At 62.2% G+C, this 24,680-nt stretch carries 27 protein-coding genes; 9 read left to right on the forward strand and 18 right to left on the reverse strand.

The window, feature by feature from the left end; genetic code table 11:
- Positions 1-22: 22 nt before the first annotated feature.
- The 7 genes from ABX74_RS22285 to mftA form a co-directional block, all read right to left on the reverse strand.
- A complete protein-coding gene (locus ABX74_RS22285) occupies positions 23-1,972 on the reverse strand; it encodes a mycofactocin system FadH/OYE family oxidoreductase 2 (protein ID WP_047889732.1) in 1,950 nt (649 codons plus the stop codon).
- Complete coding sequence (locus ABX74_RS22290; protein ID WP_003941966.1) at positions 1,972-2,799, reverse strand: mycofactocin-coupled SDR family oxidoreductase; 828 nt, start codon at positions 2,797-2,799, stop codon at positions 1,972-1,974. The genes ABX74_RS22285 and ABX74_RS22290 overlap by 1 nt, the downstream gene beginning before the upstream one ends.
- Positions 2,796-4,727, reverse strand: coding sequence for a mycofactocin system FadH/OYE family oxidoreductase 1 (locus ABX74_RS22295; RefSeq protein WP_047889733.1), 1,932 nt, complete (start codon positions 4,725-4,727; stop codon positions 2,796-2,798). The genes ABX74_RS22290 and ABX74_RS22295 overlap by 4 nt, the downstream gene beginning before the upstream one ends.
- Positions 4,728-4,753: 26 nt before the next feature.
- Complete coding sequence (gene mftD / locus ABX74_RS22300) at positions 4,754-5,932, reverse strand: pre-mycofactocin synthase MftD (RefSeq protein WP_020969000.1); 1,179 nt, start codon at positions 5,930-5,932, stop codon at positions 4,754-4,756.
- 55 nt (positions 5,933-5,987) lie between these two features.
- A complete protein-coding gene (gene mftC / locus ABX74_RS22305) occupies positions 5,988-7,205 on the reverse strand; it encodes a mycofactocin radical SAM maturase (protein ID WP_047889734.1) in 1,218 nt (405 codons plus the stop codon).
- 76 nt (positions 7,206-7,281) lie between these two features.
- The gene (gene mftB / locus ABX74_RS22310) at positions 7,282-7,569 is read right to left on the reverse strand and encodes a mycofactocin biosynthesis chaperone MftB (RefSeq protein ID WP_007728309.1); all 288 of its coding nucleotides are present in this window, start codon (positions 7,567-7,569) and stop codon (positions 7,282-7,284) included.
- Positions 7,554-7,649, reverse strand: a complete 96-nt coding sequence (gene mftA / locus ABX74_RS30030; protein ID WP_063836238.1) for a mycofactocin precursor MftA — start codon at positions 7,647-7,649, stop codon at positions 7,554-7,556. Before mftA ends, mftB begins: the two co-directional genes overlap by 16 nt.
- A 150-nt stretch (positions 7,650-7,799) precedes the next feature.
- Between mftA and mftR the strand changes: the two genes are divergently transcribed.
- Complete coding sequence (gene mftR / locus ABX74_RS22315) at positions 7,800-8,399, forward strand: mycofactocin system transcriptional regulator (protein ID WP_019744253.1); 600 nt, start codon at positions 7,800-7,802, stop codon at positions 8,397-8,399.
- A gap of 11 nt (positions 8,400-8,410) precedes the next feature.
- Positions 8,411-9,244 (forward strand): mycofactocin oligosaccharide methyltransferase MftM, encoded by an 834-nt coding sequence (gene mftM, locus ABX74_RS22320; protein WP_019744254.1) that lies wholly within the window; start codon positions 8,411-8,413, stop codon positions 9,242-9,244.
- Between the two features lie 6 nt (positions 9,245-9,250).
- Here the strand turns inward: mftM and ABX74_RS22325 are convergent, their stop codons facing one another.
- Complete coding sequence (locus ABX74_RS22325) at positions 9,251-9,454, reverse strand: DUF4287 domain-containing protein (protein WP_019744255.1); 204 nt, start codon at positions 9,452-9,454, stop codon at positions 9,251-9,253.
- A gap of 142 nt (positions 9,455-9,596) precedes the next feature.
- Between ABX74_RS22325 and ABX74_RS22330 the strand changes: the two genes are divergently transcribed.
- Positions 9,597-9,809 (forward strand): molybdopterin-binding protein, encoded by a 213-nt coding sequence (locus ABX74_RS22330; protein ID WP_003942061.1) that lies wholly within the window; start codon positions 9,597-9,599, stop codon positions 9,807-9,809.
- Between the two features lie 16 nt (positions 9,810-9,825).
- Here the strand turns inward: ABX74_RS22330 and ABX74_RS22335 are convergent, their stop codons facing one another.
- Positions 9,826-10,251 carry a DUF6314 family protein gene (locus ABX74_RS22335; protein ID WP_019744256.1) on the reverse strand — a complete coding sequence of 142 codons (426 nt, stop codon included), beginning with the start codon at positions 10,249-10,251 and terminating at the stop codon, positions 9,826-9,828.
- A gap of 104 nt (positions 10,252-10,355) precedes the next feature.
- On the opposite strand from ABX74_RS22335, the gene ABX74_RS22340 reads away from it, so the two are divergent.
- Entirely contained in the window at positions 10,356-10,832 is a 477-nt protein-coding gene (locus ABX74_RS22340) for a MaoC/PaaZ C-terminal domain-containing protein (protein WP_029254883.1), read from the forward strand.
- Positions 10,833-11,065: 233 nt separating this feature from the next.
- Positions 11,066-11,854 carry a thioesterase family protein gene (locus ABX74_RS22345; RefSeq protein ID WP_029254882.1) on the forward strand — a complete coding sequence of 263 codons (789 nt, stop codon included), beginning with the start codon at positions 11,066-11,068 and terminating at the stop codon, positions 11,852-11,854.
- 23 nt (positions 11,855-11,877) lie between these two features.
- Here the strand turns inward: ABX74_RS22345 and ABX74_RS22350 are convergent, their stop codons facing one another.
- Both ABX74_RS22350 and ABX74_RS22355 read right to left on the reverse strand, forming a co-directional pair.
- Positions 11,878-13,548: an ABC transporter permease gene (locus ABX74_RS22350; RefSeq protein ID WP_047889735.1), complete on the reverse strand. Its 1,671-nt coding sequence runs from the start codon at positions 13,546-13,548 to the stop codon at positions 11,878-11,880.
- Complete coding sequence (locus ABX74_RS22355; RefSeq protein WP_020968998.1) at positions 13,545-14,480, reverse strand: ATP-binding cassette domain-containing protein; 936 nt, start codon at positions 14,478-14,480, stop codon at positions 13,545-13,547. The genes ABX74_RS22350 and ABX74_RS22355 overlap by 4 nt, the downstream gene beginning before the upstream one ends.
- A 67-nt stretch (positions 14,481-14,547) precedes the next feature.
- On the opposite strand from ABX74_RS22355, the gene ABX74_RS22360 reads away from it, so the two are divergent.
- Both ABX74_RS22360 and ABX74_RS22365 read left to right on the forward strand, forming a co-directional pair.
- Positions 14,548-15,042, forward strand: coding sequence for a GbsR/MarR family transcriptional regulator (locus ABX74_RS22360; protein WP_020968997.1), 495 nt, complete (start codon positions 14,548-14,550; stop codon positions 15,040-15,042).
- An 83-nt stretch (positions 15,043-15,125) separates the two neighbouring features.
- Entirely contained in the window at positions 15,126-15,665 is a 540-nt protein-coding gene (locus tag ABX74_RS22365; protein ID WP_020968996.1) for a hypothetical protein, read from the forward strand.
- Here the strand turns inward: ABX74_RS22365 and ABX74_RS22370 are convergent.
- From ABX74_RS22370 to ABX74_RS22380, 3 genes are read right to left on the reverse strand one after another with little or no spacing between them, the layout of a single operon-like run.
- Entirely contained in the window at positions 15,662-16,345 is a 684-nt protein-coding gene (locus ABX74_RS22370; protein ID WP_019744264.1) for a MadR family response regulator transcription factor, read from the reverse strand. The two genes, ABX74_RS22365 and ABX74_RS22370, sit on opposite strands and share 4 nt — an antisense overlap.
- Complete coding sequence (locus ABX74_RS22375) at positions 16,342-17,733, reverse strand: MadS family sensor histidine kinase (RefSeq protein ID WP_024487311.1); 1,392 nt, start codon at positions 17,731-17,733, stop codon at positions 16,342-16,344. The genes ABX74_RS22370 and ABX74_RS22375 overlap by 4 nt, the downstream gene beginning before the upstream one ends.
- Positions 17,734-17,791: 58 nt before the next feature.
- A complete protein-coding gene (locus ABX74_RS22380) occupies positions 17,792-18,997 on the reverse strand; it encodes an iron-containing alcohol dehydrogenase (protein WP_020968994.1) in 1,206 nt (401 codons plus the stop codon).
- A gap of 421 nt (positions 18,998-19,418) precedes the next feature.
- Here ABX74_RS22380 and ABX74_RS22385 point away from each other — a divergent pair, with 421 nt between their 5' ends.
- Together ABX74_RS22385 and ABX74_RS22390 are read left to right on the forward strand one after the other, a co-directional pair.
- A complete protein-coding gene (locus tag ABX74_RS22385; protein WP_003941922.1) occupies positions 19,419-19,781 on the forward strand; it encodes an RNHCP domain-containing protein in 363 nt (120 codons plus the stop codon).
- A 15-nt stretch (positions 19,782-19,796) separates the two neighbouring features.
- Positions 19,797-20,216 (forward strand): RNHCP domain-containing protein, encoded by a 420-nt coding sequence (locus ABX74_RS22390; protein ID WP_046378238.1) that lies wholly within the window; start codon positions 19,797-19,799, stop codon positions 20,214-20,216.
- Here ABX74_RS22390 and ABX74_RS22395 read toward each other — a convergent pair.
- The 4 genes from ABX74_RS22395 to mdo all read right to left on the reverse strand — a co-directional run bounded on the left by ABX74_RS22395 (position 20,205) and on the right by mdo (position 24,572).
- Positions 20,205-20,552 (reverse strand): hypothetical protein, encoded by a 348-nt coding sequence (locus ABX74_RS22395; RefSeq protein WP_020968992.1) that lies wholly within the window; start codon positions 20,550-20,552, stop codon positions 20,205-20,207. The two genes, ABX74_RS22390 and ABX74_RS22395, sit on opposite strands and share 12 nt — an antisense overlap.
- Before the next feature lie 56 nt (positions 20,553-20,608).
- Positions 20,609-22,132 carry a MadC family VWA domain-containing protein gene (madC, locus tag ABX74_RS22400; RefSeq protein WP_020968991.1) on the reverse strand — a complete coding sequence of 508 codons (1,524 nt, stop codon included), beginning with the start codon at positions 22,130-22,132 and terminating at the stop codon, positions 20,609-20,611.
- A complete protein-coding gene (locus ABX74_RS22405) occupies positions 22,129-23,211 on the reverse strand; it encodes a MadB family AAA-type ATPase (protein ID WP_046378237.1) in 1,083 nt (360 codons plus the stop codon). Before ABX74_RS22405 ends, madC begins: the two co-directional genes overlap by 4 nt.
- Before the next feature lie 86 nt (positions 23,212-23,297).
- Positions 23,298-24,572, reverse strand: a complete 1,275-nt coding sequence (gene mdo / locus ABX74_RS22410; RefSeq protein WP_003942095.1) for an NDMA-dependent methanol dehydrogenase — start codon at positions 24,570-24,572, stop codon at positions 23,298-23,300.
- Positions 24,573-24,680: the final 108 nt, after the last annotated feature.

Here is a 24,680-nt window from a genome sequence, read left to right on the forward strand (position 1 = left end):
AACCAGAGACAAAACGGACGACTTATATCGCCAACGCAGCCCGATGCCCCTCAATGACCGCTGCGTGCGAACGTCTCGGAGACAAGGCGTCACCGATGCGAAATATCTCGAAAGAACTTCCCCGCAAGGAGTTCCACAACTCGTCTACAGGTTCCTGCTGTGTCGCGAAGACCACCCAGTCGACCGCAACTTCCTCGACCACACCCGTCGGAAGGTGAACCAAGCTCACGAGCGGCGAGGCTCCAGTGCTCACCGAAGTCACCATCAGATCCGTCCGTTGCACGATCGACTTCTCGAACGCCCGGCGGTTCCACCCCTCGAAATCCAGGGTGACGCTCAGATCTTGGGCAACCACCATACCGTTGGTCGCGATCGTGACAGCGCAACCTCGATCAGCCAGGAATTCCGCCACCGACGTACCTTGATGGAATCCCAACTCGTCGTATACGAGCACCGTTCCGCTCGGTAGAACCCTGCCGTCGAGCACGTCCCGTACGCCCGCCACTCGGCTCGACTCGCTCGCCCATGCTGGGCGCACGGGCCGCGCCCCGGTTGCGATCACTACCACGTCGGGCGCCCTTTCCTCCACAATCACAAGGTCAGCTCCAACACCCAGCTCGATCGTCACACCGCTTCGGCGACACTCCGATTCGAGATTTCGGACGAGGTCGGCGAGCTCCCGTCGAGCGGGGACCACCGAGGCGGTAAGAATCTGTCCGCCAAGTCTTCGTTCACGCTCGAACAGCGTCACCGCATGACCTCGCTGGGCCGCGGTGGCCGCAGCTTGCAGGCCGGCCGGGCCGCCGCCAACTACCATCACCGTGCGGCCCCGTCGCCGCGGCATCGGCAGTGGGACCGATTCCCGACCGGCGCGCGGATTTTCGGTGCACCCCAACCAACGCCCCAGACCCATCCGCCCGACGCATTCCTGGTTGCAGGACAGGCAGGTTCGCACCTGTGACGATTGACCGGCACGCGCCTTGTTCACGAAATCCGGATCGGCGATCTGCCCGCGAACTACGCCCACCAGATCGCATACACCGTCCTCGAGTGCAGCTTCGGCTTGCTCCGGCGTCTTGAAACGGCCGACTCCGACGACTGGAAGATCGACGACCTCCCTGATCGCAGACGGGACGAAGTTGGCGTAGCCGGTGGGTACAGCCATCGATGCTTCGACCAGATGCAGTGTTTCCGTGGCCATTCCGACGGTGGTGTTGATGTAGTCGACGTGACCGTCAGCTTCGATCAGTTGGGCGGTGGTTACCGCGTCGGACAGTTCGATGCCACCCCGCGTTCCTTCGTATCCACTCAGGCGCACACCGAGCACACGATCCGGGCCGATGGCCTTACGCAGTACCCCGAGCACTTCGAGAAGGAAACGCGCACGATTCGCCACGCCCCCGCCGTAGCGATCGGTGCGCAGGTTGGTCGAGGGTGCGAGAAACGCGCGCACGATGGACGACTGCGACGCCTGCAATTCCACCCCGTCGAAGCCACCGGCGACGCAGTTGCGCGCAACAAGGGCGAACCCTGCGAGAATCTCGGCGATGTCCGCGTCGTCGACAGCTTTGGGCACCTCGCGGAACAACGGATCCGCAACGGCGCTCGGCGCCAACAGCGGCGATCGCGAATAGGTTCCAGCGCCCTGACCCCCATTGTGGTTGATCTGCGCGAGAATCGACGAACCATGTGCATGAACGGCGTCGGTGATCCGCCGGTATCCCTCGATCGCTTCCGGCCGATAGCCCGCAATCATCTTCTCGTACGGTCGATCCGAAGGATGCGTCGAGTGCTCCTCGGTGATGATCAGACCCGCACCGCCGCGTGCCCGCGCCTCGTAGTAGCTCGCGTGCTGCTCCGTCGGCAACCCGTTCTCCGCGTAATTGGTCAGGTGTGCGGAGAACACGACCCGATTGCGGAGTGTCAGGTTGCCCAGGCGCAGTGGCGCGAAGAGGCGCGGGTACGGCGTCATCAGACCTTGGAGTTTCCTTGATCGAGAGCGATATGACTTGCCGTGACGGTGCGTGAACCGTCACCCGCGAGCCACAGAACGGTATCGGCGATCTCGTCGGGTTCGGCGAACGCGATGTCCGAGAGGATCGGAGTGAAGTTGGGAAGGTACTGCGGGAACTTGGCAAACACCTCGAGCGCACCCTGGTCGACACCCATCGGCGTATTTACTCCGTAGGGATGGATCGAGTTGACCCTGATCTTGTACTCCCCCAGTTCCTTTGCCGCGGCCTGTGTCAGACCGACGAGACCGAACTTGGCGCTCGCGTAGTGCGCCTGTCCGGGCAGCGCCTTGAGTCCGGCCACCGAACTGACCACGATGATCGATCCACCGCGCCCACCTTCGATGATCGCCGGCACCGATGCCTTCAGAGTTTTCCAGACTCCGGTCAGGTTGATGTCGATCAGGGTTTCCCACTGCTCGTCCGACATTTCCCAGAATCGATTCCAGTTACAGACCCCGGCGTTGGCGACCACGATGTCGAGGCGTCCGAACTGCTCGACACCGTCCTTGACCACCGCGGTGAGCGCTGCGCCGTCACGGACATCTACCTCGCGGGCGAGGATCTTCCCACCCTCCGCTTCGACCAGACGTATCGTCTCGGCAAAGTCCTCGGAAGTTGCTGCGTCGTAAGAATTGTCCGACGCCACCGACGCGCACACGTCGACTGCGATGATCGCTGCTCCCTCGCGCGCCATCTTGACTGCGTGCGCACGTCCTTGGCCGCGCGCTGCGCCGGTGATGAAAGCAACGCGACCTTCGAGCGAACGAACTGAACCCTGTGTCATGAGATAGCCCTCTCTGCAGAATTGAAACTCGTTCTAGTAGTAAACCCTGCAAAGCGCCCTTCGCGGATGGATTCGAGAACAGTTCTCGGGGCAACCGAGTCACCCACCTGGATGTCGGCCGCTTCCTTCAGCGTTTCGTTCGGCAGACGAGGCGAACAGTCGATCACCACTTCACACTCGAGCTGTGACCGCTCGCCGGTATGAGCGTGCTCGACGCAGACGGCCCCTGAGGCGATTTCGATGACACGGGACGCGAGCACCCTGGTGACCCCGGCCTGCTGGATGCGCGTGTTGGCGCCGACCAGATCCCCACTCGCACCGAGCCTCGAACCGACGATGCTGTCCGGGGTCACAATCGAGACGGAGACGCCCTCGGCCGCGAGTGCTTCTGCGAGCGCCACCGCGATCGGTCCACCGAGCGGATCGATCAGCGCGACCGGACCCGGCCCCACGGTGGTCAACTTCCCGAAGGCTTCCGACGCATCCAACCACCGAACCGAGTCGTCGACCGGATACGTCGGCGGCCGCGCAGCACTACCGGTGGCAACCACAACCAGCTCGCCCCGACTACGTGCATCACGCAGGTCCTGCGCGTCGACCGCCGCCCCGGTCCGCATCGTCACGCCGCTACGACGGCATTCGTCCTCGAGCCACTGTGCGAGGAGTGTGAACCGGCTGCGGCCGTCACCTCGCGCAAAAGTTCGGATCATGCCGCCGAACTGCGATGAACTCTCGACGAGTGTGACCGAGTGCCCCGCCACCGCCGAGATCCGCGCGGCTTCCATCCCGGCGGGGCCACCCCCCACGACCAGCACGGCTCCCGGTGCCGAAATCTGCTCTCGCTCATCGGGGTCCACCGTCTCGAAACCCGCGCTCGGATTCCCCACGCACGTCACGACCGGGTTGCGAGGATCACGCACGAGGCACGTCTGATTGCAGAGCACACACGGCCGTGGACGATCACCGCGCGCGGCTTTCACGACCAGGTCCGGGTCCGCGATCTGGGCCCTGGTCATCTCGACGAACTCGGCCACTTCCAGCGCTGCACGAGCGTCGGCAATGTCCACGACGCTCCCCTGCACGACAACCGGAATCGAGACCGCGGCCTTGATCTCACGGCACAGATCGAGGTTGAAGTTCGGCGGGCAGTGAAAGTCGGGTCGGTACCCCTCTGACGAATAGAGTCCGCCACGAACGACGACAAGGAGATCGAGTAGTGGCGACAGATCGCGTGCAAAACCGGCGGCGAGATCGGGTGTCAGTCCCGCCCATGGTGCTTCCTCGTCGCAGGACAACCGCAGGGAGACAACGTGGTCCGACCCGACTTCCTCGCGCACTGCCGAGATGATCTCGCGAACAAGGGCAACGCGATCAGTGCCGTATCGGTCTTGCCGAGTGTTGGTCAGACCCGAAAGGAATTGTCGCAAAATGCTTCGAGGACCGGCATCGAGTTCCACTCCGTCCATTCCCGAAGCGATGGCCATTGCCGACGCTTCACGAAATCCGGCTATCAGCTGGTCGATTTCCGGCTGCCCCATTGCCATCGGCAACTCACGCGTCACCGGGTCGGCCACTCTTGACGGTCCCCACAGCACCGACTGGGAGTAGGCGCTCGATCCCTGCATCCCGGTATGACCGAGCCCGGCAAGAACCAGCGTTCCGTACGGAGCACATGCAGCCGCGATCGACTGCCACCCCGGGCCGCACTCCGACGCCAGCGGTGCCCGCTCGTACGGCCAGTCGTTCTCCAATACCGAGGCCACTTCGGTGACGACGATTCCGGCTCCACCCTCGGCGCGGCGCTGGTAGTACGCACGGTGCCGATCGGAAAGTGATCTTCCCACAGCAAGATTGGTCTCATGCGGACCGAAAACAACCCTGGACCGGACGAAGCGTCCGGCCAGGGTTGTGTGTTCGTCGAGTGTCAATTCACAGCTCTATCGGAACCGCAATCTCAGCTGGCGCCCAGTGAGCGTGTGAAGCCTTCCGGGATCACCAGGTCTGCCGGGCTCAGTTCCGTGACGGACGAGTGGCCAAGGCCCATCAGCCCCGAGTCGATGCCCATCCGCATCAGGTCGAGCACGTTCTCGACACCGGCCTGGCCGTTTGCCGAGAGACCCCACAGGTAGGCGCGCCCGAGCATAACGGCCTTGGCTCCGAGTGCTAGCGCCTTGACGACGTCGCCGCCGCGTCGAATGCCGCCGTCGAGAACAACTTCCACCTGATCGCCCACGGCCTCGGCAATGCCCGGGAGCACGCGGATCGGCGCCGGGGTGCCGTCGAGGTTGTTACCACCGTGGTTGGAGACCGAGATAGCGGAGACACCGGCGTCGACAGCTCGCTTGGCGTCGTCGATGCGCATGATGCCCTTGAGCATGAACGGTCCACCCCACTGCTCACGAAGCCAGGCGATGTCTTCCCACGTCGGAAGCGGGGTCTGCATCCACTCGCCGTACGCGCCGAAGAACGTCGGTGCCGGCTGGCCGGGAGCCGCGAGGTTGGGTGTTGTCAGGTCGGGGATCTTGCCGGTCTTGGCGAACTCCAGCAACCACTTCGGGCGCATGATGCCCTCGGGAGCGAACTGGAACATCGCCTTGAGGTCCATCTTTTCGGGGATGGACGGGCTGCCCCAGTCGCGACCGTACGAGAAGGACCAGTCGGTGGTGATGATCAGGCCCTTGGCACCGGCAGCGCGAGCGCGCTCCATACGCTGCAGGAGCACGTCGCGGCTGCCGACCCAATACATCTGGAAGAAAACCTGCGGGTTGGCCGCGGCAACTTCTTCGATGGACTTGCTGGCGAAAGAACTCAGTCCGATGGCTGTTCCCCGTGCTGCAGCCGCACGAGCTACCGCTACCTCACCGTCGGGGTGCACTGCCTGCACACCTGTCGGTGAAATCATGACGGGCAACGAAATGTCCTGGCCCATAATGGTGGTGGACATCTCGCGCTTGTCCGACAGTCCCGCAGCGTGAGGAGCGAAACCCAGTTCGCTGAATGCCGCGACGTTGTCGTCGACCGTCAGCCCTTTCTCGGATCCCGCCACCAACGCCGCGTACACGGACTTGGGCAACCTCTTCTTCGCACGGCGCTGTGCTTCTGCCACCGTCTCGAAGAAAGCATTCTTAGCCATTGAACTGACCTCTCTGGGGTGCAGCTTTCGCCGCACTGTCGGTATCGCGCAGTAGTTACTGCATTCCCGCAAGCGGGTTTTCGTCACAAATCTTGGCGGGCGGACGCATCATCAGTGTCAGTGGCACCGATGCACGTGGGGTCTTACGTTGACCGGAACGGGAGTGATCGACGCTGGACTTCGGGACCTCTCCCGCCGACGCCAATGCCATTTCACCGTTGCCGATGACGCATTCGGGGTCAGGTCCGTCCATCGGCAGTCCGGTGAAGAACTTGGCTGCCATGCAGCCACCCCGGCAGGAGTCGTAGTGATTGCACTTGCTGCAGGCGCCACCGGTCTGCGGCGAGCGCAGCTCCTCGAACAGGTCCGAGTGCTGCCAGACTTCCTGGAATCCACCGTCTTTCACGATGTTTCCGGCGAGGAACTGCTCGTGAATCGCGAACGGGCATGCGTACACGTCACCGACCGGGTCGATCAGGCACACGACGCGGCCCGCGCCACAGAGATTGAGACCGGGCAGTGCATCGCCGAACGCGGAGAGGTGGAAGAACGAGTCGCCCGTCAGGACGCCTTCGCCGTTGGCCACCAACCAGTTGTAGAGCTCACGCTGCTGCTCCAGGCGTGGGTGCAGGTCGTCCCACACATCGGCGCCGCGACCCGAAGGGCGCAGTCGAGTGATGCGCAGGGTCGCGTCGTACTTGTCCGCGAGAGCCTTGAACTCGTCGAGCTGACTGACGTTGTGCCGCGTGACGACCACCGAAATCTTGGCGTCCTTGAAGCCGGCTTCCTTCAGGTTCGCGAGAGCCCGCTCGGCCATTGCGAACGAACCAGGCCCGCGCACAGCGTCATTGACCTCAGCGGTGGCACCGTCGATGGAAATCTGCACGTCGACGTAGTCACTGGCCGCAAGCCGTGCCGCGACCTTCTTGTCGATCTTCACGCCGTTGGTGGAGAACTTCACGCCAACCTGGTGGTCCGTTGCGTAATCGACGAGCTCCCAGAAGTCGGAGCGTACCGTCGGCTCGCCGCCACCGATGTTGACGTAGAAGACCTGCATACGTTGCAGCTCGTCGATGATGGACTTGCACTGTTCGGTGCTCAGCTCGTTGGGGTCACGGCGACCCGACGACGAAAGGCAGTGCACGCAGGACAGGTTGCAGGCGTAGGTGAGTTCCCACGTCAGGCAGATGGGGGCGTCGAGTCCGAGTTCGAACTGATCGACGAGGCGACCCACCTTGGCGGGCGGAGAGGGCTGTTCAAGAACTGAGGTCATGGCTGTGTCCTCGCGAAGAAATGAAGCGGGCGAACGTGCAGAAGGGCTGTTCCGCACGTGGGGGCGAGCGTCTGGCTCAGACAGGCACGATCATGTGCGAATCGGCGAGAGTGCTCAGCGCGCGGGCATATTGGGGAGCCGCGTCATCTTCGATGCCTTGCGCACGTAGTGCGGACCTGACATCAGGATGGTCTGGCAACGCCTTGACCACCGCAACGATGGTCGTGTTCTTCAGGAACGACAGCTTGCGCGTTCCGAAGTGGTAGAGCAACGCCCCGAAAGGTTCGGGGCGAAGCGCTACCTGCGGGTGGAGTTTCCACCCCGCATCGAGATCCAAAGCAGACACGGTCAGTACACGCCGCACATGCCGTCGATGGAAACTTCCTCAACGAGGGACTCCTCGACGAGGTCGTTCTCGAGCGCCTTGTTGTCACGATCTGACATGGATTCCTCCTGCGGTCGCACTCCGTCTGGAAGTCTGTAGATCAGACTTCCAACCTGGGAGTTGGTGGTCACTAGTGGGACTTCACTGTGACTCGGTTCACCACTGTAATGGCATCGAGTGCAGAATGACACACATGGAGCGAAAAAAGTATGCGTAGCCGCAAGAAACCGTCCGCTCGGATAGGTCGTCGCCCCTCCACAACGAGGGAGGGAATCAGCACGATCGGCATCGAACTGTTCTCCACCGTCGGCTTCAACGAGGTGAGCGTCGACCAGATAGCCGACGCCGCCGGCATCGCGCGCCGGACTTTCTTTCGCTACTTTCCGTCCAAGAACGCCGTCCCCTGGGGCGACTTCGACGGACATCTCGACGAGATGCGCGAGCACCTGGATTCACTGCCCGCTGACATACCGTTGGTCGACGCACTCGAATCCGCATTGTTGACGTTCAACACCTTCCCGCCGGAAGAGACTGCGGTACATCGCAAACGGATGGAATTGATCCTCGAAGTTCCGACGCTTCAGGCATACTCTGTGGTGATGTACGAAGGTTGGCGGCAGGTGGTCGCCGACTACGTCGCACGCCGAATGAATCTCGAGCCGACCGATCACGGCCCACGCACGGTCGGCTATCTTCTGCTCGGGGTCGCCATGTCGGCGTACGAACAGTGGCTCACCGACGATTCACTCGAGCTACCGGAACTCTTGAAAACAGGTACGCAGTCCTTGCGGACCGGCATCACCACCTGAGAAAGGCGATCATGTCCACCATCACGAACGAACCGGTCCTGGATTCACTGGCACCGTCGACGCCGGGCTTGTGGTCGTTCGGGCATGTCACCGTCGAACGTGTCGATTCCGGTCCGATCTCGCTCGATCGTCGAGGCGGCAGACTCCACGTCAGGCACTCCCTCACTCCCGCCGATCTGAGCGAGCGACTCGTAGCCGGAGTCACCTCGTCGATCCAGGACGCGGAGTTCGGTCAGGACGAATTCGAGTTGACGATGGTCGGACTGGTTCGGTCCACCGTGGACGGCGCTCTCGAATCCTGGACCACCTACTACCGGAACTCCCTTGCCGAACTACTGGACGGCACTGCAGATTTCGCGCCGATTCACGACAAAGCCGAAGAACTGGTTCGCGGTTCCGTACTCGATCTGGGTTCCTGCTTCGGTTTCCTGCCCCTGCGGCTCGCGCGCGCCGGAATGGACGTGACCGCCACGGACATCCTGCCCGGAACGATGATCCTGCTCGACGCGGTAGCCCCCGAACTCGGCATCACGATCGACACGGTGATCTGCGACGCGGGTGAAGTACCGGCACCGGACAACAGCGCCGACACCGTCACCGCAATTCATCTCCTCGAGCACGTCGACGACTCGGTCGGCGAAGCCGTGATCGCGCAGGCACTCCGAATCGCACGTCAACGGGTCGTCATAGCCGTCCCCTTCGAAGACGAAGCCACCGCGTGCCACGGCCACATCCGTACGTTCGATCTCGAGTCACTGCGTGCGGTCGGCCGGCAGACCGGTGTGCCGTTCGAGGTATTCGAGCATCACGGCGGCTGGTTGGTGCTGGACGCATCGGCCGCCTGAAAAGAACTAGCCTTCTTTCAGCGTATGGGCGACAAGTGCATTCGCGTGCCCATGCCCCATCCCGTGCTCCGACTTCAACCAATTCACCAATTCCATGTGCTTGGTGAGGTCTGAGCTTTTGATCAGCTCTTGCCACTCACCGATCGGCCGACCGTATTTCTTCTCGATCGACGGAAAATACGACGCCGGGCCTTTCACGGGTTCAGTCATGACCGGAATCTACCTCCACCGCCCGACAATATTCGCGCACCTGCGGTGCCCGCATGTCCGCACCTGCGGAATCGCTGGGTAGATACGCGACCATCGGATTATGGTCGAAGTACACCCACCCCAGAGCACAGGAGTTTCAGAGATGCGACTGTCCACACGAAATCAACTCACCGGCACCATCACCGAGGTCAACCTCGGCACCGTCATGGCAACGGTCAAGGTGAAGTTGGACGGCGGCAACCAGATCGTGACTTCGTCGATCACCCGCGACGCCGCACTGGATCTCGACCTCGAACCAGGCCAAGCTGCAACGGTATTCGTGAAGTCCACCGAGGTGACGATCGGCGTCGAATAACTGGTGATCGCTGCGATCAGGGCCGGGTGAGATGCGTGGTCATCGTGTAGTTCTTGCTCGGCCCCGTCACGGTCCAGACGACCGCCCAAGCCGATCCATCTACTGCAGTGACGTCGATTCGCCCGCGGTAGGTGTCCGCACCGCACAGGTGCTCGACTTCCTCCCCCGGTGCCCAGTCGTGGAACTCTCTGCCGTCTTCGAATGTCACGGCCCATTCGAGGCCGCGCTTTGCAATGAACAGAGTGCGGAACACTGGCAATTCCAGATCGCCGTCACGCAGAGTGCCACTCTCGTACCAGCGCATCCGACCGTCACCGGCGTCGGAGATAGTGGTCTCGCCGAAGACATGCTTGGTGGAACCGGAAAGGCGGTCGACTATGTCGCGCTCGAAGTGCCACGTTCCTGCCAGCGCCCTCGGCTCGATCTTCGCGTCGTCAACCATGTGACGATTCTAGTGACCCTGGACAAGGACTTGCGAAGGGGCCGAACGCACTGCGGGGAGTATGTTCCGAGTACATCCGGAACACGCAGGAGATTCACACAGACATGAACGATTCGGCCGCCCTTCACCAACGCACAGTGTTCGCAGAAGATCTCGAGATCGGCCAAGTGATCCCATTGGGCTCGTATTCGGTGACCGAAGAGGAGATCGTCGAGTTCGCAACCCAGTGGGATCCCCAGTGGTTTCACATCGACAAGGAAGCCGCCGGGTCCGGGGTCTTCGGCGGGTTGATCGCCAGCGGGCTGCACACCCTGTCGATCTGCCAGAAGTTGGTGGTCGCCAGTCTCTACGACCAGTGGAACGTGATCGCCGGAAAGTCCATGCGCGACGTGAGCTTCCTACGTCCACTTCGCCCCGGTGACACCCTGAGCGGAAAGGTCACCGTCGACAACGTCGTGTTCGACAATCGCGCGCGGGGATTGGTCACCATCACAGCGAAATTGGTCGATGCAGACGGCAATCGCGTTCTCGACGTAGTCACTGACGCCTACCTGCACTGTCGCCCGACTCGCGGACAGTGAATTATCGGTAAATTCCGCACCGCATTGTCTGAATTGCCGTACTTTCAGTGACGTTGCGACGCAACAGTACCCATCCCCGCAAACAGGAGTTCCTCACACATGAGCAGCCTCGGCGAGATCAATCCTCTCGGCATTCTTCAGATCCTCATCTACATGCTCTTCGGTGGGTCGTCCAGCACTCCCGAGTAGACCCTAGCTTGCCATAGCCATAGTCAGCATCTAGGGTGCTGACTATGGCAATTAATAGTCAGGCGTCCGCGACGGTATCGCCGTCGACCGACGCAGCGTGTCATCACACCGAATTCGACTCCAGCTGGCGGAGTTTCGACGGCATTCAGGGCGGACTCGCCGTTGCACGGATGCTGCGAGTGGCTGCCGACGCGTCCGGAGCCGAACCTCTGGCAGTCACGGCGCACCTGGACCGCCCCGTCCCTCCGGGGCCGGCCGAGCTGACTGTCGACGATATGCGGGGCGGGCGGACCGTCAGTTGCCACGTCACGCTGACCGGTTCGGGATCCGCTCTCGTTCGGCTAGCCCGCGACACAGGAGGCACAACGATGTCCGCCCCTGTCGCCGAACCGACTCCGGCCGACCCGTCAACCCTGCCGCCGCTGGAGATCCCGGTGGATTTTGTGCCGTTCTCCCAGCACCTCGACATCCGGCCGATCAATTCCGCGAGGCCGTTCGCCGGTGGCGACGCCCCGGAATTCGACGTCTGGATCCGATTGCTCACAGACCTCGATTTCACGGCCCAAGAGCGCGCCGCGGTCCTTCTCGACGCGCTTCCGCCCGGATTGTTCGCAACACTGACGATGCCCGTGGCTATACCCACTATCGAGTTCACCGCGCATTTCACACCGGAGCACCTCACGGCAGATCCCCGAACACTGTCACCGTGGTATCGCCTACGCCACGGGACCGCCTGGGCGACAGACACTCTCTGTGTTGACGAATCCGAACTATTCGACTCGACCGGACGGCTCGCCGCTCGGGCTCGCCAGCTTCGTCGAATTCTGGGTTGAACTCCCAATTGAGTTCAGTCCTACTACCCCTGGAGGTCGCGACGACGGAACGCAACAAGCGATGCTGTCGATAGCACTACTGCCACAACGATCATTGCCAGCAGCGGTAGAACTGTCACTGGCTCGGCGGGGGCACCCGGCACGTGGGTGAAGGGTGACAGATCCAGCACTAACTGTGGAAGCTTCAGCAACGTTCCGAGTTGCCCGAGCACGATGCATGCCGCCAAGATTCCCCAGGAGAGCGCCGACGCGTAGGTCGGAAACAGTCCGAAAGCCAACGACACCAACCCCACGACTACAAGCACTGCAGGTAGATAGGCCAAGGCAGCGCCTGTCATGCGAAGTGTGTTGCCGCCGATGTCGTCCGTGACGAGCCCGAAGGCAAATCCGGTGAAGGCACCCATCAAGACGTGCGCGAGGATCACCCCGCCCACAACCACACCCAGGTGGGAAAGCATCCACCTCCACCGCGACAAAGAGGTTGCCAGCAACGGTTCGAGCCGTCCCGATGTTTCCTCGCCCCGCATCCGGAGAAGACTCTGGACCGAATATGCCGCGATCACTATCGAGGTGAGACCGAGAGCAGTGGCCAAGTACGAATCCACCAGATCCGTACCGCCGCCACCAAGTTTCTCGAACATCTCCGCGGTCTGCTGCGACGATCCCACCATCGCGTCGATCTCGTTGCCCACAGCGCCGTAGGCGAACCCGAGAATGACAACGGCAAAGATCCACCAGAACATCGTCATTCGCTGCATGCGCCACGCCAGGCCCCAAGCCGACGGCAACCACGATGCTGCGGTCGGCGGGCCGGGCCGGGGCTGCACGAGCCCCGCTCCCTGATCGCGATGGCCGATGAGAACAAACGCCACCACCACGTGCACAACCGCAAATCCGATCAGCAACAGCAGGATCCACCAAGCGTCGTCGTCGAAAGGTCTGATCTGTTGCGCCCATCCGATCGGCGAAAGCCACGACAACCAACCGCTCACCACGCGAGTTCCGTCGTCGACGACCGTACTGTTCACGTCGCCGATCGCGCGCAGCATGAAGGCAACACCGATCGCGGCACCCGCCAGACCGTTGGCCGTACGAGCACCGTCGGTGATCTGCGCAGTCACCGCCGCCACGCCGGCAAACGCGATTCCGGCCCCACCTATCGAGGCACCCAACGCGAGCGAACCAAACACCGGCAAACCGACGGCGATCGATCCCAGCGCAATTCCCAATGTCAGAACCAGGTTTGCACCGACCGTGACAATCAGTGCGGACGTCAGAAGCGCTCGCCGACCCACCACCGCAGCACCGATCATCTCGGCACGGCCGGTCTCTTCGTTCTGTCGTGTATGACGAACCACCGCAAGGGTGCTCATCAATGCCGCCACCAACGCGAACACGAGCACCGACTGACTGGCGACTATCGCGCCCTGCGAATCGCCGGACACGATTCCGTTGGTCGCCAGCGCCACCGGCGATACCGCAGAACTGACTGCGATGTTTCGTAACTCCTCGGGGGTCGAGTACAGCCCGGTCACACTGGCGACAACCAGCAGCATGAACAGGACGATCGAGATGACCCACACGGAAAGCTGAATTCGGTCCCGTCGCAAAGCCAACCGGACCAGTCGGCGCGTGCCGGTGAATTGACTTGCCGAGGCCGGTACCGGTGGAGCGGCCTCGACAACAACGGTCATGGCCGTACACCGGTCTCGGCTCGCAGGTGGACCGAAGTCTCCCTGGCGCGCTCGTCACCGTAATGACGCAAGAAGAGTTCTTCGAGTGTCGGCGGAGTGGAAGTGAGCGCCACGATTCCGAATCCGACCAAGTACGTCATGAGTGGTCCGAGTTGCGCGCTGTCAACTTCGCAGGTGACGTGGTTACCGTCGATCACCGCGTCGTGGACACCGCCGAGCCCGTCGAGTCCGCCGATCTGGCGCTGTGTCTCCGCCGAGATGGACGTGCGCGTGAGATGCCTGAGTTCGGACAGCGTTCCCTCTTCCACCGTCCGCCCGTCGCGGATGATGCTCACGCGATCGCACAGCGCTTCGACCTCGGCGAGGATATGGCTCGACAGCAGGACCGTCTTTCCGGCGTGAGCCACCTCTTCGACGCAGTCCTGAAACACCGCTTCCATCAACGGGTCGAGCCCCGATGTCGGTTCGTCGAGTACGTAAAGGTCGACGTCGGACGAAAACGCCGCCACGAGTGCAACCTTCTGCCGATTACCTTTCGAGTACGTCCGCGCCTTCTTGGTCGGGTCAAGTTCGAAGCGATCGAGCAACTCGCTGCGGCGTTTTCGGTCCAAGCCACCGCGCAGACCCGCCAACAGATCGATAGCCTCCCCGCCGGTGAGGTTGGGCCACAGATTCACGTCGCCAGGCACGTAAGCGAGACGTCGATGCAAGGTAACAGCGTCTCGCCACGGATCGCCGCCGAGAACAGTTGCGTCTCCGGAGTCCGAGCGGAGCAGGCCGAGGAGCACCCGAATAGTGGTCGACTTTCCAGAGCCGTTCGGTCCCAGGAATCCGTGCACTTCACCTGCTGAGACTTCGAGGTCGAGGCCGTCCAGCGCGCGGGTGGTACCGAAGGTCTTGACGAGGCTTTTCACTGAAATTGCCGCACCCATGAATTTGACCGTACGCCGATTTCACAAATGTGTGAAGATAGAAAAGAAGAAAGATCGAAGGGTTCCGATGACCGACATCAGCCGCACCGTTGCACCGGACGAGAGCCGACATTTTGTCGAGCGACTCTCACTCGTTCTGAGCGACATGGGTTTTCCGCCGATGCCTGCACGCGTCTGGGCCGCGTTGATGACCAGCGAGACACCCTCGTCCACGCCAGGAGATCTCGGATCCCGATTGGGAGTGAGCCCCGCCGCCATTTCCGGAGCAGTCAGATACCTCCAGCAAGTCGGATTGATCGAGCGAGTGGCCGTCCCCGGATCGAGGCGTCAGCACTACTGCGTCAGCGTCGAGATGTGGGCCGACGCGTTTGTCACGAAACAATCGTCCCTCTACCAGGTCTCGGCAGTTGCGGACGAGGGCATTCGGGTCCTCGGTGAAGGCACTACGGCCGGCGATCGTATGGAAGATCTGCGCGACTTCTTCGACTTCATGGCCGCGGAAATGCCGCGCATGCTCGCGGACTGGCGCTCCCAGCGAAAAGACCGGACACCTGGAAGGTAACTTCAGGTTTACCCGCATTTTCGGTGGGGTACCTCAATTCTCGTTCCAGCATGATGAGGTGCGCTGTACCCGAGGAGTTGTTGATGAAGCTGTCGATCAGGGGCGCGAAGACTTCACCGACGCCACCCTCCGCACGAACCGCTTCACCCGAAACCTGTGAACAATCGATTTCCTTGAACCGCAACGCCGCCGGGGCATTCGCCGGCGATCATCACGCACTGTCGAAACTCCTGGCCCGATTGCACCCTCGCGTCGTTCTCTACTATCGCGCCAGGCTTCTCGGGACGCCTGTCGCAACATTCGCCGACGATCTCGCCCATCAATGCACCCTGGACGTCGTCACACGAATGTCCGAAACGATCTCGGCCGACACACGAATCGAGAACTTCGCCTACGAGTTGGCCTCGCAACGGATTGCGTCAATTCCCCAGTCACGCAACATCGACGGACAATTCAAATGCCCACGTCGCCTCACCGACGACCAACGTGAGGTCCTGGTATTGCGAATCGCAGTGGGTCTGACTGCCGAGATGACCGCGTCGACTCTGCGCACAACTCGATCGAGCGTGCTCCTCGTACAGCATCAGGCGCTGCGCGCCTGGGCGGTCTCCGAGCGGAGCTAGATCAGACCTTGCTTACTCGCGGCGTAGACGGCCTCTGCTCGCCGACTCACCTCGAGTTTGCGCATGATGTTGCTGACGTGGAACTTGACCGTGGTCGGCGAGATGAACAGTCGCTCACCGATCTTGATGTTGGACAAGCCGTTTGCGAGCAGTCTCAGTACTTCGAGTTCACGATCGGTCAATCGTTCTTTGGATGACGACTGCCCGTTGAGCGATCGGACGACAGCCGATGCGCTGCGAGAATCGAACGCACTCTCACCCCGCGAGACCGCCCTGATCGCACGCACCAATTCGGTGGTGTCGACGTCTTTGACGACATAGCCGCGAGCACCCGCGTGTACCGCTCGCACCACCAGTTGATCGTCGAGAAAGGTGGTGAGAACCAACAGTCCGAGCCCGGGATGCGCCGTAGACAACTGGCCACAAAGGGTCAGTCCCTCGTAGTCGGAACTGGCGGAGAGTTTCAGATCCATCAAGACGATGTCCGGACCCACCTTGTCGACCACGGCAAGCGCCTCGGCGAGAGACGAAGCCTCCCCCACGATCTCGAGGTCGCTTTCGCGCTCGAGAACCGAGCGGAGCCCTTGCCGCAAAATTGCATGGTCGTCGACCAGGACGATTCGAACCAATCCCTGAACCGGCGATGCTCCGCGGGTGATGACGGGACGCGCAGTGGTCATGATTCCTCGCTCTCGATTTCAGTGGTGGAGCAAAGATTGTCGACATCCGCCTGGAGCGGAAGTGCCTGTGGCAGTGGTAGTGGCAGTCGCACGAGAATCTGAATTCCACCGATCCGCGCGCGCCGAACTTCGAGCGCACCACCCAACTCGAGAGTTCGTGTCTGCATGTTCGCCAGTCCGCGATGACGGCCGTCGACGTCGTTGGTGGCTGCGAGTTTGAGGATCAGACGCATCCGCGCAGGGTCGCCGTCACCGTCGTCGGAAACCGACAGCAGCACCGTATCCGCTCGATAGGTCAACCGCAGGACCGCTCGACTCGCATGGGCATGCACCGCAACATTGAACAGCGCCTCCCCCGCGATCCGCAGAAGAGCGTGTTCGGCATCGCCTGGAAGCTCGGTCGGGGTGCCGCCGACGCGAACGCTGACCGCCAACTCGTCCGGCATGTGAACCACGCCGAGCTGCTCGAGCATCTCGGGCAGCGACGTCCGGTCCGCGTCCGAGGAATGATTGAGCGCGTAGATCGCCGAGCGAAGCTGCTCGACCGCCCGCCTGGTCAAATCCTTTGCCAAGTCCAGTCTTTCACTGCGTTCCGCCTCCGGGATGTCGCTCCGGCAGACCTCGATCTGCATGCCGGCCGACAACACCGCCTGTGTCACGCTGTCGTGAAGTTCGCGGGCGATCCGGTGCCGTTCGTCGTCGACCACCTGGTGCCGGTGAGCCACTCCGAGTTGACGCTGCGTGGACTCCAATTCACTGTTGCGCACCGCGAGGTCGGCTGCAGTGCGGTTGGCCTCCGCATATGCGTCTTCGGCTCGTTCGAGCAGTAGTTGTCCGCGCTGATAGAGCGCCGAGTTCTGCAGAGCCACGGCAGTCTGGCTGGCCAGAATGCTGAGCACAGCACCGTCCGTCGTGTCGAGCGTCCGGTTGGCCGGCGTCCAGGCCGCAAAGGCGCCGACCACACCGCCGCCGAGCACGATCGGCACAAACGCGTAGTGAGCGTCGATCACCGAGTTGGATTCGATTCTTCCGCAGCGGATGTCGTCGAGGCATTCGACTACATCCTCCGGAAGTGGTGGCCCCTCCACGTTGTCGACCAGAAATGGGGTGGCGTCCGGGCCGAGAACCAATCGCCGTGGTCCGGCGTCGGGCAATGTTCCGTCGGCCAAGGCGAAGACTATCCAGTTGGCACTCAGATGAGCACGGGCAGCTTCCGCCACCGCACAGACGAGGGTTTCCGGCCCCTCGACGGTCCGCACCAAAGCCCGCGAGATCAATTCCAACGCATGTACGACGCGTTCGAGACGCTCGGCAGCGCCGCGGTACTGCGGATAAAACGAACTCTTACCCGAACGTAAACCGGTGAGTCGCGACAGGTCCGCGGTCATCGTCTGCACCGCTTCACCCTGCACCGCATCACCCTGCACCGCATCACACTGTCCCTCTTCACAACGCACCTCGGAACAACGCCACCATCTGCTCCTGCGTCGCTTCCCTGGGATTGGTGGACATGCAGGCGTCGAGCAACGCGAAGCTGGCAAGTCGACTGAGGTCTCCCTCGCGAACACCCAACTCCCCCAGCCCCTTCGGAACCCCAACCTCCCGGGCGAGACGTTCGACCCGGTCGGCCACCGCCAGCGCTGCTTCCTCCGGGGTGCCGTGCTGTTCAGGAAGGCTCAGTGCCGCAGCGATGGCGACAAAGGGGGCAGCGTCCGTCGTGGAATTGAATCGGATGACGTGGGGCAACAGAATTCCGTTGATGACGCCATGTGGCAGATCAAGCATGCCGCCCACCTGATGGCTCATGGCGTGCGCGGCTCCGAGTATCGCGTTGGTGAACGCCAACCCGGCCTCGAGACTCGCCTGCGCCATCACCGATCGAGCTTCCATCTCCATCGGGTCCTGGATCGTGTTCACCAGATTCTCCGTCACGAGGCCGACCGCGCGGAGCGCGTGATGATCGGTCAACGGATTGTGCGCCAGTGAGACGAAGGCTTCGATTCCGTGCGTCAGTGCGTCCAATCCCGTTGCAGCATTGAGCCACTCGGGCATCGTCGTGAGCAACCGCGGATCGATGACCGTCACATCTGGCACGAGGGCACGGCCGATGATGGTGATCTTGGTGCCGCGGGTCGTGTCCGTGACGATGCAGAACTGCGACACGTCAGCGCCCGTTCCGGACGTGGTGGGAACCATCACCAACGGCGGGATCGGTTTTGTCGCCTGATCGACACCCTCGTAGTCGAGTATGTTGCCGCCGTTGGCAGCGAGGACGGCTACACCTTTAGCCGCGTCGATGACGGAACCGCCACCGAGCGCGATGATGACGTCGCACTCGCCTTCCTGGTACACCTCGAAACCGGCCGCGATCTCGAAGTCCTTGGGGTTGGGCGTCAGCCCTGACCACACTGTCGCGGTCAAGCCCTGCTCCGTGAGATGGTCCTCGAGTTCGCTGACCCACCCCGCGTCGATCAAGCCGGGATCGGTGACCAGAAACGGGCGGAACCCGCCGAACCGCAGAGTCGCGTGTGCTGCCTCGACCAGGGAACCGATACCGAAGACGATCTCGGGGGCGTGAAATTTGACCAGTCGAGCAGCAGTGCCGCGGCGATGAACACCGTGGTTCACAGCATCCGGATATGCCACGGACACGACCCCACTCTCCTCTCGCGCGGCACCGAGATCACCGCTTCGCGAATTCCCAGCTCGCTCGCCCGAGCACCAACTGGTGTGATCCACCTTACAAGTGCTGGCCCCGAGCCTACGCGGACAGCAGTCGGGGCACACCCACCGAAGGAGAGGCACTTACCTACCCGTTCGGGCAGGTAGTCGTCGCCGGAAAATAGATGGCGCGGCAATCAGATCCCGTTGTACTTTCGGTTCTGGCCAGAGCGGCCCGTAGTACCGATCCAGAAGGTGTTTATGACCCAGCCCGCGCCGAGCGCGCCTCTCGCCCCTGCACTGCCGGCAACCTCGAGGGTCACTTGCTGATCCCCGAAACGACGGACTGACAGCCGCGAGGCCCACTCGGCCTGCTCCTACCTGCTTTGTTCACTCAGCTAGGAGTTCTCCAGTGCCTCAATCACACAATTCCATCTCGAAAACCGACACCTTCTCGTGCATTCAGTGCGGACTCACCGTCATGACGTACGGCCCCGATGGTGATCGCCGAAACCACTGCCCCAGTTGCCTGCATTCCCGACACCTGTTCGACCAGGTGGAAGGTGGACCGTCGGACTGCGGAATGCGGATGGCCCCCATTTCGATCGCGGTGCTGCGAAGCGGCGATTGGATGATCATCCACCGCTGCGCACAGTGCCTCGAACTCACCTCCAACCCCGTCAGCCGTGACGACAACCAGTTGTTGTTGATGAGGATGGCGGTGCGGCCGCTCGCACAACCACCCTTCCCGCTCGAAGCCTTCGGCGACTTGTGAGGGGTGAGAAAGCAGATGCCACGTAGGAATCCCAGCACCCGCGCGCGGCGGGCACCGCAACGGACCAAGCACGTATTGCACGGAATCGGCGGCGAACAAGGATCGAGCTTCCGTTGTCTCACATGCCGTTTGGACATTTCCACTGCGGCCCCGGGTACCGCACATCGGAACCATTGCCCGAACTGTCTGGCCAGCCGCCACGTCGATGGTCGTGTTCCGGGTGACCGGGCACAACAGTGCAGAGGTGCCATGGCGGCGCTGTCCCTGTCGGTCCGGCAAGACGGTGAGTGGATGCTCGTTCACCAGTGCATCGAGTGCAATACGTTGAAAGTCAACAGGATCGCCGGCGACGACAACGCCCTGGTCTTGCTGCGGTTGGCGCTACGCCCGTTGGCGGATCCTCGACTGAGCTCGCGCGCGTTGCTAGCGCTCTGATCGATCGTCCGGCGTAATCGCGCGGTCCTGCGCGCGATTACGCCGGACGAACACCACGAACACGATCCCGGCAAGCAAGCCGACCGCCGTCGGTCCGAGGACCAGTCCCGAATACAGCCACGGAGCAGGTTCTGCCGGAAAGAGGTCCATGAATATGGGCCCGGTGTATGTCGGCTCGGCAAACGGCTCCCGATAGGACCCGCCGGTGAGAATGTGAGGTGATGCCAACGAGTTCCACCACCACTGAAACACGCCGAGCGCCACCAACCCACACACGGCGCCGAGCACTGTCAGCGCCGCGATCGGCCGCCAGATCGATCCCCTGATTTCGGACATGAGATCAAACTAGTTCACGACGGATCGCGCAGTGACATCGGTGAAGTGCAGTGACATCAGCGAAGTGCGTGCCCCAGTTCAGCGGCCTTTGCCATCAGTTGCGCGGCATCTCGGGCAACAACAACCTCGTCGCAGATCTCCGAATACTCCGGCATCGCGCACGATGCCTGGTTCCAGTAACGCTGAGGTTCAGGCGTGATCCAGGCCAGACGGTGAACCTTTCGGCGGAGTTCCTCGAGCTTGTCCACCTGTGGGGGCAACCCGTTGCACCGACCGTCGCCCACGATGATGACAGACGTCCGTGAGTTCAAGGCGTTTCCGTGCTCGTCCAACAATTCTGTGAGCACCCGCCCGTAATCGCTGCTGGCTTCCAGATCCAGACCCGGGTGCGCGAGTACCGCAGCCAGTGCGCCGTCACCGCTACTGGCGAGAAGGGTGTCGGTCACGTCGACCGGACGATCGACGAATGCGAGGACTTCACAACGATCTGCCCGGCGATGCATTGCCTGAGCCAACCGCAGAGTGAACGCGGTGATCGGGCGCACGGACAGCGACACGTCTGCGATGAGAAGTAGTCGAACACGATCGGGGCGAGGAGCTTTCACGACCAGATGGAAGGGAATTCCGTCGGTGCGCAGACTCGAACGCACCGTGCGTCGCATGTCGAGATGCCCACGAGAGCGCTCCCGAGGACGAGGCCTGGACGGTCCTCTCATCCGCCGAAGCACCTCGTGGCACGCGAGTTCGATGTCGTTGTGCGTTGCGCCCGCAGCAGATTCGCTGTCGGGCGCATCGGGAGCGCTTTCGGCGAGTGCAGCGGCCGAGAGTGCTTGCACGAACGCTTCGACCGCCTCGACGAGCCGGTTCAGTTGCGCCTGCGTCAGCGGCCCGTCGTCGGAGACGTCCGCATACGCTTTGCTCGGGTCGTATGCATCCAGCCAGGCGAGGATCGACGTCGGATCGTCCCAGGACAACGAACCGACTACTGCTGCAGCAACACTGGTGCTCAAGTCACCGACCACTGCCGATGCGGCACGGTCCACGTCGACCGTGTAACTGACTCCGCGTCGACCGGTCTCCGAACCGGTATCCACCGACAGTTCCGCATCGCTGGACGTCATCGACACATCGTCGTCGTCCTTGTGCGGGTTGAACCCCTTCTCCGCTTCCGGAGTGTCGAAGTAGTCGCCGACCTCGGCCGCGCGCTCGTTGTACTCGGCATACCGGCCTACTTCTTGATCCTCGTCGATCCCCAGCGCGGTGGGCAGACCGTCCGCCACCTCGGCGCGCGAAGCCATCCGCTCGGCGTGCGCTTTGCCTGCGGCCGGCCGGAACAGCGCGTCGAACGCCCGATCGAAACCGGCCTGTTCGTGAGAATACTTGGCGCACACTGCCCGAAGACATGCGCGCAACGTCTCACGATCCGAAGCTCCGACCATCGCGAGTACACGCCGAACCTCGATGACCTCGGCCGGTGACGCGGAAACCCCGGCTGCCCTCAGCAATCGGCCGAAACTCGCGGACACCACGTCGAGAACAAACGACGGTTGCCACACGGCGAGGCCACCGAGCGTCGTCATCGCGTCGAACGGATTCCGCTGCCGCCGCGGATTCCCTGTTGATGGGGGTCACGTCCACCCGTGCCCCGGAACACGGCCGTCGTCGTGTTGGCGGGTTTGCTTGCCACCGTGGATCGCTCGATCGGCTCACCACCGTCACGCGACGGCGATTCGAGAAGCTTTCCGCCGAATCGTTCCTTGGCCAGCGTCACATCCGACGAGTACTTGAGCAACGCCGTGAGCAGGATGTCGCGCACCTTGGCGTCGGAAGCGGTGTCGAATCCGCTGGCGGCGAGCACAGTTGCCGCTCTGGCCGCGTCGATGACCTCCGAGATGGACGGGCTCTTGCGCAGCGGGAGATCACGCAAGATGCGAGCCAATTCGACAACCTCGGTGGCCGTAGCCGTATCCACCTCCGGCGCTCGGGCCGTGACGATCTCGCGTTCACGCTCCGACGTCGGATAGCCGAGATGATAATGCAGACAACGACGCTTGAGCGCGGGTGAGAGCTCGCGGGTGTCGTTGGACGTCAGGATGACCCAGGGCTGCGAGCGGGCAACGAACGTACCGACCTCGGGAATGGTGATCTGCTGTTCGGCGAGAATCTCCAGGAGCAGTGCTTCCATCGATTCCTCGGTGCGGTCCACCTCGTCGACCAGAAGCACTACCGGATCGGGTGAGAGGATCGCTTCGAGCAGCGGCCGCACGGACAGGAAGTTCTCGGAGTACAAACCGAAATCCTGATCGGCCAAAAACTTCGACGCTTCGGCGACGCTGTCGAATTCGGAAACCTGATCGCTGATCCGGTCGCGGAGCATCTGCACGTGCAGGAGTTGCTTCGCGTAGTCCCATTCGTAGAGGGCCCGATTGTCGTCGAGCCCTTCGTAGCACTGCAATCGCACCAGTTTGCGGCCCCCGATCGCAGCCAGAGACTTCGCCAGTTCCGTCTTGCCGACACCGGCCGGCCCTTCGAGCAGGAGCGGACGCCCCAGCGCCGTCGCCAGATGAACGACTACCGCGAACTCGTCATCGGCAATGTAGTCCTGCTCTCGCAGAGCATCTTTCACTTCGATTCCGCTGGAGAAACTGGGACCGGACATGGAATACCTTTCGATAGGGGCACAGCCCCTGTGCGCGCTCGAGGAGTCTCTGGACTCCTTAAGCGCGCACGGGGCCGAAGGCCCTGCTAGAAGTACGACTTGTTGATCGCGTGATCGACAACCGGGATCATCGACTCCACAGTGACCTCACGGGGGTTACCCGGGGTGCACCAGTCGTCCTGAATGTGCTCGGAGATGGCGCGCACAGTCTTCTCGTCACCCTTGATGACATCACCACGACCCTCGTACTTCTTGGTGTTCATCTGGTTCTTCGCGTACGAGTCTGTGCGAACCTGACCGAAGTTGTCGGGGATACCGACGTCCTTGGCCAGACGGATGGCAGCCTCGACGGCAGCATCCGCGGCCTGAACCGTGGTGAGGTTGCGAGTGTCGACACCGAGTGCGCCGGCCAACTGGGCGTAGCGCTCGTAGCGCGAAGGCAGGTTGTACTCCCACACACGCGGCAAGGCGATGGCGTTGTTCAAACCGTGGTGGCTGTCGAAGAATGCACTGACCGCGTGCGAGATCGAGTGAACGATGCCGAGGCCACCGGAGTTGAAGGCCTGTCCGGCAATGTACTGCGCGTTCATCATTCCCTCGCGGGCCTTGAGGTTGCGCGGCTCGAAGACGGCCTCGCGCAGGTTCTTCGCGACCAACTCGACCGAGTAGATCGCGTTACCGAGCGAAGGCGCGAAATCGAGACGAGACACGAAAGGCTCACTGCCGTGCGCGAGTACGTCGAAGCCGCAGTACGCGGTGAAATGCTGAGGGCAGGTGTAGTAGAGCAGCGGATCGTCGATCGCCAACGTGACGATGGTCGCCTCGTCGAAGCCCACCCACTTGTGCGGGTTGTTCATGTCCGAGGTGTCAGTGATGACGTATGCCCACGACGTCTCGGAACCCGTTCCAGCCGTGGTGGATACGGCGATGTGCGGCGGGTTCTCCTTGTTGGTGGACTTGGCGAAGCCCTCGAACTCGTTGATGTTGCGACCGTCGTGTGCGATCACGACGCGAGCACCCTTGGCGGCGTCGTGGCTCGAACCACCGCCGATCGAGATGATCGAGTCGCACTTCTCCTTCTGATAGAGAGCCGCGGCCTCCATGACGTTGTAGTCCTTGGGATTCGACTCGACCTTGTCGTAGAGCACGACCTCGACACCCTGGTACTCGATCTTGCCGACGAGTTCCTCGATGATGCCCGAACCGCGCAGACCGGTCGTCATCAGAAGGGTGCGCTTGAAGCCGAGATTCTTGGCCTCCACACCGATGATGTCGTGAGCGCCCACACCCATCAGGGCGCGCGGGAAGGGGTGGAACTCCTTGATCGGAAAGTCCCAGATCTGGTTGAGCTCGATAGCCATCGGTATCTCCTCATGGATGTGCACGAATGTGACTGCGGGAGGGATTCGAGCCGATTCTTTGTGACCGGCGTCTCACCTGGTTCCCACTGTGTACCGACAAACACCCCG

The sequence above is a fragment of the Rhodococcus sp. ARP2 genome, assembly GCF_001029585.1.
Classification (GTDB): Bacteria; Actinomycetota; Actinomycetes; order Mycobacteriales; family Mycobacteriaceae; genus Rhodococcus_F; species Rhodococcus_F erythropolis.